Origin of the sequence: Edwardsiella sp. A.80236 (genome assembly GCF_044540725.1) — a bacterium.
GTDB classification, from domain to species: Bacteria; Pseudomonadota; Gammaproteobacteria; order Enterobacterales; family Enterobacteriaceae; genus Edwardsiella; species Edwardsiella tarda.
In genome coordinates, this window is record NZ_JBIUCY010000009.1 from 136,026 (window position 1) to 148,360 (window position 12,335).

Genomic DNA, 12,335 nt, shown 5'->3' on the forward strand with positions numbered 1-12,335 from the left:
ATTTTGTTTAGGAGTCTCATCATGGATTTATTAAGCGCGCTATTAACGCTACATGAGTTGCGCAGCCGTATCGATGTGCGTTGTCAGCTCCAAGGGGATTGGCTGCGTCCCCATGCCGCCGGCGAGTTGAATGTCATTCGCTGGCATGGATTACTGGATGGTGGCGCACATATCGAACTGGCGGATGGCCAGCGCCATGCCCTGCAGGCCGGTAGTCTGATCATGTTGCCGCAAAGCGGGGCCCATCGCCTGTGCCACGATGACGGCGATGTGCGGTTGATCTGTGGTAGCCTGTGGATCGCCCCCGCCCAGCGCCATCTGTTGGCGGCCCTACCCGACATTCTGATCTATCACGAGCCCGGCGCGTGGCTCACGGCAACCCTGCAGCGCCTCTATCAAGAGTCGACGGAGGAGCTGGCGGGCAGCCAACTCCTCTGTCAGCAGCTCAGCACCGTACTATTAACCCTGGCATTACGGCACTGGTTAGCCCAGGCGCCGACGCAAGGTGGCCTGTTGCAAGCCTTAATGCACCCACGCCTCGGCGTCGCCATCGCGGCGATGCTGCACCAACCGGAGCAGGCATGGAGCGTCGCGCGCCTGGCCGAGTTAAGCCATCAATCGCGCGCCAGCTTCGCCCGCCAGTTTCGCGCCGTCACGGGCAGTACGCCTCTGTTACTGCTCACCCAAATCCGCATGGCGCATGGCGCCGCGTTACTGGCACGCGAATCTCACCCGTTGGCCGTCATCGCTGAACAGGCGGGTTACGCCAGCGAGTCCGCCTTCCACCACGCCTTCGTCCGCCATATGGGCATCACACCGGGGGAGTATCGACGACGCGCTCGCTGGCTGGCAGGCTCCGAACCCTCCCAGTGAGGGCGCCCCAGCACGGGGCAAAAAAAGACACGCCGCCCGTCAGTGACGGGCGGCGTGTAGGAGGATCACTCCTCGACGGTCAAGGGTTGATCCTGGTAACCATGTCGGCGGGCATCGGCCAGGCACGCCTGCCGTCGCACAAAGAAACGCGTAGAGTGGCGCAGAATGTAGCCGGTCGGTGCCACGACACACCAGCCCCATTGGCCACGCGCATCGCTATAAAAGCGCCAGAAGTTTTCTTCGTTTGCCATCCACATAGGCGCCTCCGAATGATTATCGCTCGTCGAGAACCGCTTAACGGCTGGTCGCCAGGACCAACTCCGACTGCTCGTCCAGCGCCTGCTGGCGCTGACGTTCCAGCTCCAAGGCACCACGGTGCGACAGGATGCAGAACAGGACGCAGCACACCACGCCCCCCATCAGCAGGTAGAACCCGCCGTGCCAACCGAAGTTATCGACCATCACCCCGAACAGGCTGGTACCGAGCGAAGCGCCGAAGATATAACTCATAAAGCCACGTAGACCGACGGCAGAGCCCACCGCGAAACTCGGGACGATCTCCATGGTCTGCACGGAGGCCAAGAACTGCGGTACATAGATCAGGCAGCCGACGATAGCGGCGAAAACGGTGACCACGGCCAACGAGTTGCTCTGCCAGTAACCGATCAGGCAGACGAAGATCATGCACATGCAGATGATGGCCAACGGCATACGACGACCATGGAACAGCTTGTCCGTCAACCAGCCCGCCAGCAGCGTCGAGGGGATCGCCGCCCATTCAAAGAACAAGAACGCGATGCTCATCTGCTCCTTGCTAAAGTTCTTCTCCGTCAACAGGTAGATCGGCAGCCAACTGATCATGCCGAAACGCACCATATAGACGAAGACATCGACCATGGAGACATACCAAGCATTTTTATTTTTCAAGACATAGGTACAGAAGATCTGGAAGGCTGACATATTTTCCGGCGCCTGTTGGCTATGGCTCTTCAGCACCACCTTCTCTTCCGGCATCATCTCATCCAGTGCGGGCAGCCCCTCTTTCTTCGGTGAGCGCTTGCCCAACAGCAATACCACGCCGGCAAACAGCACCGCGATGGCGGCTGGCACCATGTAACTGGCGCTCTGCCAATGTTCGCTGCCCAACATGGCGAAGGCGACGCCGATAATCGGTGCGACAATCCCCCCGCCCACGTTATGGGAGATGTTCCAGAAGGCCCCGACCCGGCCACGCTCGCAGCGGGGGAACCAGTTGGCGATGGTGATGAATGACGGGCCGACCCCCATCCCTTGAAACAGACCGTTGCATACCACTAGGGCAACAAATAGCCAGAAGGCGCTGCTGAATCCCAGGCCGACGTTGACCAGGGCACACATCACCAGGCCACAGGCCATGAAGATCTTCGGATTTGCCTTATCCGCCAGGCTACTCATCACCCCTTTACTAATACCGTAAGCGATCAGCATACAGCTACTCAGTAAACCGATTTGGGTGGCGCTTAAATCCAACTGCTCTTTCAGATAAGGCGTAGAAAGCGTAAAGTTATTACGTACAATATAATACGCCATATAACCCAAGAAGACGCTCATCAGCGCCTGGACTCGATAACGCCGATAGGTCGCGTCGACCTTTTCTGGCGGCACGCGTTTAGCTGCCTGCTGGCTGTTTAATGATTGCATATTATCACCTGTTATTTAATCGCCCGAGGGAGAGGTATTGCTATTTGTCCAGGTAATAATGCGCAGAGAAACAAAAAGCTACAAGATCACTCAAATGAGTCACTTTTGACTCAAATTATCTTATTGATGGGCCTTTTTGACCCAAATTAAATAAGCCGATGAGGAATCAGCTGACATATTTAACGTGAACAGTTAGGATTGCTACCATTATTTGAGTCGAGTAACAGTATCCTCCAGAGCCCAACGGATAATATATCCACAAGGTGGGCGCTTTTATTACCCAATCTAGCGCTAAGTCTATTCAGGTAGGATTTGTCCCAAAGCGTACAGATACCGCCTGGCAACTTTATGATAAAACCATGACTATGATCACACTTGCCAGTAGGAGTGCGCCATGTATCGCGTCCTGTTGATCCTCATCATCACCCTGTCGCTACCGTCGGCGCTGCTGGCCAAGCGTAGCGAGCTGGTGATGGCGACCACCTTCTCGCCGCAAGCGACGGCCTATATCATCAACCGCTGGCAACATCAGCCGGGGGCGGTTCCCATCCGCACCCTGAACCGTACTAGCGCCTCGCTGGAGCAGCTGCTGGATAGTGTCAACGATGGTCATATCGACCTGGTGCTCACCTCCTCGCCGATGCTGCTGCAACACCTGCAGGCCCACCATCGCCTGGCCCTCATCGACGATCTTCCCGCTGAGATCCAACGTCAGGTGCCGGCCTCGATCCGAGCCAGTTCGGCGGCGGTCGCCATCTCCGGCTTTGGCTTATTGATCAATCGCAGCAATCTGGCGGCACAGCATCTCCCCTTGCCGAAGGATTGGTCGGATCTCACCCAGCCCCAGTATCGCGACATGGTGTTGATGAGCAGCCCATCGCGCTCCGACACGAACCATCTGATCATCGAGTCGCTGCTACAACAGTATGGCTGGGAGCGCGGTTGGCAGATCCTCCTGACCGCCGCCGGTAATCTCAGCACCATCTCGGCGCGGAGCTTCGGTGTGGCGGACAAGATCCAGAGTGGCCTCGGCGCCATCGGCCCGGTGATCGATAACTATGCTCAGTTACTGAGCACCGACCCACACTTGGTCTTCCACTATTTCCCGCACAGCATCGCCGCGCCCACCTATGTGGCGGTGACCCGCGACTCACTCTATCCCAACGAGGCGCGGCGCTTTATTCGCTTCCTACTCAGCCCTGACGGCCAGCGGGCTCTGGCGGACACCAACACCGGCAAGTACCCGATCGTCGCCTTACCGGCGGATTCGCCCCGCGCTCAGCAACAGCAGCGCTTACTCGCCCAGCCCCCCCTTGACTACCAGTTGGTGCTCCAACGCCAACGTCTGGTCCAGGCGCTGTTCGATACCGCCATCAGCTTCCGCTTGCCGCAGCTCAAGGATGCCTGGCGCGCACTCTATGCCGCCGAGGCGCGCCAGAAACGCCCCTTACCCCGCATCCGTGCGTTGCTGACGGCGCTACCGGTCAGCAATGCCCAGAGCGAACAGCCCGCCTTCTTGGCGCAGTGCGCCACGCGTGCCGGCTGTGAACAACTGATGATGGAGTGGCAGCAATTCTTCCGCCAGAAACAGCGTCAGGCGATCAACCAGTTGGAGGAGCTGAAATGAGGCGCCTGCTCCATTGGGCGCGCCGACTTAGCATCAGCGCCAGCCTACAGATCGCCTTCCTCGCCAGCGCATTGTTAACGCTGTTCGTCAGCGCTGTCAGCCTCTACTCCTGGCACGCGCAAAGCTCCCAGGTACGTTACACGCTGGATGACTACCTGCCACGCATCCAGTCATCGCTGGTCATCGAGAGCGCCCTGAATATCTTGGTCGATCAACTCAATGAGTTCGTACTGGCCCCCGACACCAGTGTACGCCTCCAATTCCGCCAACAGATCATCAGTCATCTGGAGCAAATAGCCCAAGTCAGCCAACGCTTAGAGGCGGATGAACGCCAACAACTGGCCGGGATCTTAGAACAGAGTCACCGGTTGCTGACCTCCCTGGATAGCGCCCTGTATACCCTATTCCTAGCCCGCGAAAAGACCAACGAGATCGCCGGACGCATCAGTTGGTTGCACGATGATTTCACCACTGAGCTGAACTCACTGATGCAAGATTTCAGCTGGCAACAAGGGGCGTTGATCGACCAGATGGAGGGCCGCGATGCCGCCACCATGCGCCAGCTCCAACAGCGGCTGCGGACGGTGCAACAGGAGCAGCAGCAGGTGTATGCGTTGGCGCGCCTCGAGAACCAGATCACCAACGATCTGCGCGATCAGATCAGCGAACTGCAAGGCGCCGAGAACGGCGGGATCAATCAACAGGGGCATCAGCGCTACCTGAACTATCTGCGCAACAACGCCACGGAGATCGTCCAGGCGCTGGCCGCCTACCCCAGTACCGTCACCCTACGCCAGACCATCGACGAGCTCTTGGAGATCGGCATGAATGCCGGCAAGCTGCCCGCCACCCTGGCGGACTACCAACACGCCCGTACCGCCCTGCAACAGGCGACCCAGCAGAAAGAGCGTACTCTGGGGCGTTTCCGCGCCGTCCTGGAGCAGCAGTTAGATACCAGCCATCGCCGCATGCAGACCTTCAACCAGCGTCTCGAGCACATCATTCGTGTCAGTGGTCGCCTGATCTTGATCGCCACCCTACTCGCGTTGTTACTGGCCCTGCTGCTGAGTTATGGTTTCATTCGCTCCCGTCTGGTGAAGCGCTTTACCGCCCTCAGCCAGGCGGTGGCGCGCATCGGTACCGGCGATAGGCGCAGCCGCATCCCGGTCTACGGCGTCGATGAGCTGGGTCGTATCGCACGTCTGCTGCGCCATACCCTCAATCAGCAGCATCGCCAACAGCGGCGTCTGGAGCGCGAGATCGGCGAACGCAAGGAGATCGAGCATCACCTACGCACCACCCAAGACGAGTTGATCCAAGCGGCCAAGCTAGCGGTGGTCGGCCAGACCATGACCACCTTGGCTCACGAGATCAACCAACCCCTGAATGCCCTGTCGATGTACCTGTTCACCGCTCGACGAGCGTTAGAGAGCGGTCAGTTGGCACAGGCCGAGACGACCCTCGCCAAGTGTGATGGGCTGATCGTCCGCATGGATGCCATCATTCGCTCCCTGCGCCAGTTCGCCCGCCGCGCCGAGGACACCCCCTTGCACCCGGTGGCATTACGTCAGGCCTGGCTGAGCGCCTGGGAGCTATTGGCGCCGCGCCGACGTCGCCTGCAGGTCACGCTGCAGCTACCGGATGAAGAGATCTGGATCCGCGCCGACGAGGTGCGCCTGCAGCAGGTATTGGTCAACCTGTTGACCAATGCGTTGGATGCCGCCGAGCAGCCCATGCACATCCGCGTCAGTTGGCTGGCGACGACGCAGCGCCTGGAGGTCAGGCTGTGCGATGATGGTCCTGGCTGGCCACTGGCTCTGGCCCCACGCCTACTCAAACCCTTCACCACCAGCAAGCAGGTGGGACTGGGGATCGGCCTCTCCATCAGCTTATCGCTGATGGAGCAGTTGGGCGGCGAACTACGCATCGCCTCGGCCCTGCCGCACGGCGCCTGTATTCTCTTATGTTTTACCCTGGCGGACGCTCCGCCGTCTTCAACGGAAATTCCGCATGCTGACCCATAAACACACCATTGTATTGATTGATGATGATCCCGACGTGCTGGATGCCTACACCCTGCTGCTGACCCAGAGTGGCTACGGCGTGCATGCCTGCACCGATCCGTTGCAAGCCCTGACCTTGATCCCACCGGATTGGCCGGGGGTGATCCTCAGCGATGTCTGTATGCCCGGCTGCTCCGGCATCACCCTGATGGAGCGTCTGCGTGCCCAGGATAGCCAGTTGCCGGTACTGCTGATCACCGGACACGGTGATGTGCCGATGGCTGTCGAGGCGGTTAAGAAGGGGGCGCGCGATTTTCTCCAGAAACCGGTCGACCCGGCCCAGCTCTTAGCGCGCGTGCAGGCCGCTCTCGATGAACGACGCGCGCTGATCGCCCGGCGCAAATGGCAACGTCATCAGCTCCAGACCGAGTTAGTTGGACGCAGCGAGTGGGTGTTGCAAATGCGTACCCGCCTGCAACAACTGGCGGAGACGGATCTGGCCGTCTATTTTTACGGTGAGCCCGGCAGCGGACGCACCCTATGCGCGCGTCATCTACACCGCCTGAGCGGGCGTAGCGACGGCGCGTTCATCATCCATCAAGCCGGTGAGGCGAGCGATCTGCAACATAGCCTCACTCAGGCCGCCGGCGGCACCCTGTTGATCCAGAATCCGGAACGTCTCGATGAGGGCGCGCAATACCGCCTGGTGCGTAGCCAGAGCCAAGAGCCTCGCCCCTTCCGCCTCTTGGCTTGCGGCGCAGGGCCGTTAGTCGAGCACGCCGCCGCCCAACGCATTCTGCCGGATCTCTACTACTGCTTCGCCATGACACAGCTGCATTGTCCCCCCTTGGCACAGCGCCCCGATGATATCGAGCCACTGTTTACACACTATCTCCAACAGGCGTGTCAGCGTCTCAACCATCCCTGTCCTGCCCTACCCGCCACGCTGCGCAAGAGCCTCTTACAGCGACACTGGGCCAATAACGTGCGCGAACTGGCCAACGCCGCTCAACTGTTCGCGGTCGGCGTGCAACCGCTGGCTGAGCTCGCCTGTCCCCAAGTCCATACCGCCTCTCCGACGCCGCTCGACCAACGTGTCGAAGAGTATGAGCGCCAGATCATCACCGAGGCTCTCAACCTGCACCAGGGACGTATCAACGAGGTGGCGGAATACCTGCAGATCCCGCGTAAGAAGCTCTATCTACGGATGAAAAAGTACCACCTCGATAAGACGCACTACCGCTGATCCCCGTATTCCCTCATGGGGAAATCGGAGTGGGAAACACGCGCAACGCGGGGAAGTCCCTCGCGCTACGCGCAGTACACGAAGAGCCAGCCCCTTTCAGCGCGATGTCGCGCTGGGTAGCAGGCAGTCAGGCTGCAGACGCGCCGTCATCAGTCGACTAAACTCCGCCAGGGGGCAGAGGCCACTCGGCGTCGCGCCATGGCACCCCGGCAGGGATAAAGGCAGTTGATGCGGTGGCGTCGCTAGGGTCAGCGGCGTCTGTTGGCGAAGTTGCGCCAGGGTCTGGTACACGACCCGCACCCGTACCCAGGGACGCCCTGCCGCATCTAGCCAACGTTCAAAGACTAACTCACCGCCAGGCGGTGTATTATCCGGTTGACCCGGCAATGTCCAGGGCGTCTGTAGCATGCCAGAGAGGTTAGCCAGATTAGTATCATGCCCGACCAGCAACAGAAGGCGGTTCGCCTCGCTCGATCCCGGCAAGGATAGCGGCTGATCGTTTAACGCCTGAATGACGGTGTGCAGCAATGGCGTGCCTCGGTGGCGGGCGATATAGTCTGTGCGTGATAACAAGTCGAATTGGGCATTGTGCAGACTCAGCAACGCGCGCCACTGCGCCGGCGTCGCGATACGTCCCCAGGCGGGCTGAGCCATCCCCTGCGCCTGTTGCAACAGGAACATCTCCGCCAGTGTCGCCGATAGACCGACGGCGCCATGCAGTTTGACTGCGCCGCTGGCGGAGAGGTGTAACACACTCGGCATCATCGCCGCCAGGGTACATGCCTCGTCCGTTTGCTGCGCCCGACAATAGGCTGAGGCAGAAAAATTCAGCGTCTGATCCATTTGAGCCAAGGCGTCGCCATAGTGGCGATTCAACGCCGCCAGCGGCATTCCCGCCTGCTGCTCGATGGCCTGACGCGTCGGCTCGGCCGCCAGATGGCATATCCCGGCCTTGACCGGGTGGAACAAGGGATCGACCCGTTTCAGATCAGCCTGGTGATGTATCGCCACGCCACAGCCCGGCGCCAAGCCAGCCAGAAACGCCTCGCCGGTCTTACGAGTACGCTGATCGACATCCGTCCAGGCATAGGCCCAGCCCGCGGCGGGACATCCCTGCTCCGCCAGCAACCCCTGCTGGCGTAACGCGGCGCGATAATAGGCACCGAGTTGCATCACCAAGGCCTCACCTCGCTCGGTGATATGGCCCAATGCAACCGGCCATACCGGCCAAGTATCCGGCGTCACCTCACGGATCAACGCGGGCATTTTCGTCGGCGCACGCACACCATGCCGACTAACGATCACCACTTTATCGAGGCGATAGCCGTCAGCCTCCGGGGAGGAGGAGGCCGCCTGTGCCCCCATAGAGAACAGCGATCCGAAGCCAACAATACTCAAACAGAGCCAACGAGCTAACCTACTCTCACGCATAGTTTTCTCCACGACATGTCCGGTCTCAGATACCCAGACACCGGTATCCCCCATTGATGATACCACTCGCTCCCCCGCGAATATACGGTAAATCCACGCGCTTAATTTACGGCCAAAAAGGACTACCTGGCTAATATTTTCCCCATCTCCCCACGCTGACATACAGCCACATAGTAATGATATTTGTTATCACTAGCGTCCGTATTCTAATTAAAACAATATGTAACAGAGCGATAGCATAACTTGCTGGTGAGCTATCCATGCTCAGACTATAGTAAACAGAGAGATAGATTACCGATGCGTTCCATATTATGCCGCGCTGGGGAATATCTACCCTGATGCAGTAGCTATCTGCACAATCGTGTATCTCTACGCAAAAAAACATAAAGACAGAAGGTAACTATGATGTCTCGACTCTCCCTGCTATGTTCTCAATTCTGGCGTTATCTCGGCAGTTATCAGAAACCTTTTCTGCGCATGCTGCATTTCATTGTCATGCTGTTGGTCATCACTCAGATCCTCGACAGTAACGGAATGGGGTTTACCCAGGCTCAACAGATTAGGCCAGGCCTCAGCTATGACATCTTTACCTGGATGCATATCGGCATCGGCCTACTGATGGTCATCTTGACCTTGATCTTAACCCTATACAGCCTCTCCACCCGCGGTCTGCGTTACTTTTTCCCCTACCTATGGGGGGACTTCAGCCAGTTGAAGACCGATATCGGTGACATCGTGAAACTGCGCCTGCCGGGAACCGACCCGAAGGGCGTGGCGACCTGTGTACAGGGATTGGGATTAGGCGCGCTATGGCTGGTGGTATTATCTGGCCTGGTATGGTTCGTACTGTGGCGTAGCGGCTCTCCTTGGACTGGCGATGCCAAGTCGATCCATAAGACACTCACCGGGTTGATCGAGGTCTATCTCGCCGGTCATGGCTTTATGGCGCTGCTGCACTTCGTGCTCTGGCTACGCGAACCCGCGCAACGTCAGCACGGTTAATCGTCGCCGAGGGGCTGGCATGCCGATTGAAAAGCATGAATCGTTGTGCCATGCTCGCCTCATCATTCTCTGAGGTAGGTTCGCGCATGACGAGTAACACATTAACACCACAGGAAAAGGCCGCCGCCGATGAACTGGCGTTGGAGCGGATATACGCCATGAATAATGACGAGTATCTGTTACAGGCCGTCGATGCCAAAATTCATCGCCTCGAGGCCCACGTGAAGGCTTACTTCGATCAACGCTTCGCCTTTCACAGTAAGCAACAGTAAAACTGTAAATAGTGTCTTACCTGCTGAGACGCAAGAGGCCGCCCAAGGGCGGCCTCACTATTGGCGCAACACGATTAGCGCGGAGGATGCGCGCGGCGATAGAGTGCCCACTCATCGATCCGCTCACCACTCGGTAACAGGCAGTCGTTACGCTGCCCTTGCGCCGTCGCGACGGGGAGCAGTTTACCCCCCTGATCGCTACAATAGCGCGCCGCCGGATTCGCCATGCCAATGGGCGATGACGGTTCCGGAGTCGACGTTGCCGCACAACCACTCACTAGCACCACACCAAGCAACGCCAATATTCTCTTCATCGCTCATATCCTTGGTTATCGTTTCGAATACGGAGAGGTGTCCAGTTTAGTCTCAGGCGATCGTCAGCCCATCAGATTATGATTAAAACGGCGCGTCACACCTCACATGGCGTGTTTAATGCCTTTGCTGACCAACCACTTATTCATGGGATAGGCGCTGCAGAAACCGACGATCATCGCTATCTGCATCATGAACCAGTATAGCGCGCTGGCATGGGGCATATCCGGGGTAAAAAGCAGAAACAGCGCAATCGCCATCCAGACATACATGCCCAACTGCCAACAGATGAGTGACAGCACATCCGCTTTAACCGCATTCTTTAGCGCCAGCCAATGGGACATTCCCATCTGACGAGCCGGCCAGTATTGGAAGAAGATCCCCAGACATAACGCCAGGATGAAATCCAACGTCCACGCCCCCAGTAGCGAACTCCCTAGTAAGGTTACCGGCATCAGCATCACCCACCCTTCACCCACGATATCGGCTAAGGTGCACCCGGTACCGCAGTGAGTACTGGTCTTAAAGATACTCTGCCAGCTTGCTGGCGCCCGCTTAATCGCCCCCTGTCCCGTCATTGGCTTATCCATCGGCATCGTCATCGAATCATGCCCGGCCATCGGCTTGTCCATCGGCATCGAGTCATGCCCCGCCATCGGCTTGTCCATCGGCATCGCCATCGATTTATGCCCCGCCATCGGCTTGTCCATCGGCATCGCCATCGATTCATGCCCCGCCATCGGCTTGTCCATCGGCATCGCCATCGATTTATGCCCCGCCATCGGTTTGTCCATCGGCATCGCCATCGATTTATGCCCCGCCATCGGCTTGTCCATCGGCATCGCCATATCGCAATGATCACCGGGATGACCTCGACCAAACCAGAAATAGGCAATCAATCCCAATACACCAAAATAGAGCGCATTCACCGGCCAAGCGACCGTCATAATCGCCATAGCTTGTGGATGGCCATGGCGAATATCCCAAATAATAATCAATGCACTTAATGCGGCGCTCACTAACCAACTCCACGCCAAGATATGCAGCCACTCAGGATAAGACATCACGATCTCCTCATATCCAGTATATTCTTCAGACATCCCGTAGCGGCGAAATAGTGGGCAGGCTTGCTCAGACAATGAAGCAGAGTGTCCAGACGACAACGGGTCTGTCTCTGGTGTAGAACAAAAACATGTTTCCTGCTCATTCTGCCGAATAAAAAAAATTCTCGGCTGGCAGGAATGGCATACAGCCCCCCATGACCACCTGCCCCCTCAGTAATAGAAGGAATGAGGTTCGCCTAAGCTGGTGCGATGTACGCTCAACGCTTGCGCGACACGCTCAATTACCACTGTGTGAAGTTAGCGGTCCGATTGCTGCTGAATTCACGCCGAATCGCTTTTTTAACCGCCGCATACAGGGCATCACACCCCTGAACTTCGATCTCCTGAGGGTGGAAACCGTGTTCGATCACCTGATAAGCGTTCATCAACGGCAGATTGATGACCGAAATCCAACGATCGCGTTTATAGGTAGAGAAGGTGAGCTTCTTAAATTGGCCCATCTCCACACTGCGCATCAAGTAACTCATAATATTTTCACTGGAGATTCGCATACTGATACCCTCTCGCTGACTATGTCACCGTACTTCGCTAAGGCGAAGCAAACTGGTGTTTAGCATAACGTGCAAGAAAACGAGCCGATATGGCCGGATGCCGATCGCCAGGCAAGGGAGACAAAAATGAAAGGATACTCGGGCAGCGTCTAGATGACAGATAAAGAAAAACCCCGCAGGCAGATACCTACGGGGTCTAAAATGGAGGCGCGTTCCGGAGTCGAACCGGACTAGACGGATTTGCAATCCGCTACATAACCGCTTTGTTAACGCG

Annotated in this window: 12 protein-coding genes; 6 read left to right on the forward strand and 6 right to left on the reverse strand. The window is 57.7% G+C overall.

What is annotated here, in order from left to right; all coding sequences use genetic code 11:
• Positions 1–21 precede the first annotated feature (21 nt).
• Entirely contained in the window at positions 22–873 is an 852-nt protein-coding gene (locus tag ACEQFP_RS09785; RefSeq protein ID WP_370545886.1) for a cupin domain-containing protein, read from the forward strand.
• Positions 874–938: 65 nt separating this feature from the next.
• On the opposite strand, the gene ACEQFP_RS09790 is transcribed toward ACEQFP_RS09785, so the two are convergent.
• Both ACEQFP_RS09790 and pgtP read right to left on the reverse strand, forming a co-directional pair.
• Entirely contained in the window at positions 939–1,130 is a 192-nt protein-coding gene (locus ACEQFP_RS09790; protein WP_370545887.1) for a hypothetical protein, read from the reverse strand.
• Between the two features lie 37 nt (positions 1,131–1,167).
• Positions 1,168–2,553 carry a phosphoglycerate transporter PgtP gene (pgtP, locus tag ACEQFP_RS09795; RefSeq protein ID WP_005292993.1) on the reverse strand — a complete coding sequence of 462 codons (1,386 nt, stop codon included), beginning with the start codon at positions 2,551–2,553 and terminating at the stop codon, positions 1,168–1,170.
• A gap of 394 nt (positions 2,554–2,947) precedes the next feature.
• Between pgtP and ACEQFP_RS09800 the strand changes: the two genes are divergently transcribed.
• The 3 genes from ACEQFP_RS09800 to ACEQFP_RS09810 are packed head-to-tail and all read left to right on the forward strand — an operon-like array spanning position 2,948 to position 7,429.
• Positions 2,948–4,180, forward strand: coding sequence for an ABC transporter substrate-binding protein (locus ACEQFP_RS09800; RefSeq protein WP_370545888.1), 1,233 nt, complete (start codon positions 2,948–2,950; stop codon positions 4,178–4,180).
• Positions 4,177–6,204, forward strand: coding sequence for an ATP-binding protein (locus ACEQFP_RS09805; RefSeq protein ID WP_370545890.1), 2,028 nt, complete (start codon positions 4,177–4,179; stop codon positions 6,202–6,204). The genes ACEQFP_RS09800 and ACEQFP_RS09805 overlap by 4 nt, the downstream gene beginning before the upstream one ends.
• The gene (locus ACEQFP_RS09810) at positions 6,191–7,429 is read left to right on the forward strand and encodes a sigma-54-dependent transcriptional regulator (RefSeq protein ID WP_370545891.1); all 1,239 of its coding nucleotides are present in this window, start codon (positions 6,191–6,193) and stop codon (positions 7,427–7,429) included. Before ACEQFP_RS09805 ends, ACEQFP_RS09810 begins: the two co-directional genes overlap by 14 nt.
• Positions 7,430–7,525: 96 nt before the next feature.
• On the opposite strand, the gene ACEQFP_RS09815 is transcribed toward ACEQFP_RS09810, so the two are convergent.
• Entirely contained in the window at positions 7,526–8,860 is a 1,335-nt protein-coding gene (locus ACEQFP_RS09815) for an AppA family phytase/histidine-type acid phosphatase (protein WP_370545892.1), read from the reverse strand.
• 405 nt (positions 8,861–9,265) lie between these two features.
• On the opposite strand from ACEQFP_RS09815, the gene ACEQFP_RS09820 reads away from it, so the two are divergent.
• Complete coding sequence (locus ACEQFP_RS09820) at positions 9,266–9,862, forward strand: cytochrome b/b6 domain-containing protein (RefSeq protein WP_205438375.1); 597 nt, start codon at positions 9,266–9,268, stop codon at positions 9,860–9,862.
• Positions 9,863–9,948: 86 nt separating this feature from the next.
• Positions 9,949–10,134, forward strand: a complete 186-nt coding sequence (locus tag ACEQFP_RS09825; protein ID WP_205438376.1) for a hypothetical protein — start codon at positions 9,949–9,951, stop codon at positions 10,132–10,134.
• Between the two features lie 74 nt (positions 10,135–10,208).
• Here the strand turns inward: ACEQFP_RS09825 and ACEQFP_RS09830 are convergent, their stop codons facing one another.
• The 3 genes from ACEQFP_RS09830 to ACEQFP_RS09840 form a co-directional block, all read right to left on the reverse strand.
• The gene (locus ACEQFP_RS09830; protein ID WP_205438377.1) at positions 10,209–10,448 is read right to left on the reverse strand and encodes a DUF333 domain-containing protein; all 240 of its coding nucleotides are present in this window, start codon (positions 10,446–10,448) and stop codon (positions 10,209–10,211) included.
• A 102-nt stretch (positions 10,449–10,550) separates the two neighbouring features.
• Positions 10,551–11,510 carry a DUF4396 domain-containing protein gene (locus ACEQFP_RS09835; protein WP_396464276.1) on the reverse strand — a complete coding sequence of 320 codons (960 nt, stop codon included), beginning with the start codon at positions 11,508–11,510 and terminating at the stop codon, positions 10,551–10,553.
• A gap of 281 nt (positions 11,511–11,791) precedes the next feature.
• On the reverse strand, positions 11,792–12,037 hold the full coding sequence (locus ACEQFP_RS09840; RefSeq protein WP_223931177.1) for a hypothetical protein: 246 nt from the start codon (positions 12,035–12,037) through the stop codon (positions 11,792–11,794).
• Positions 12,038–12,335: the final 298 nt, after the last annotated feature.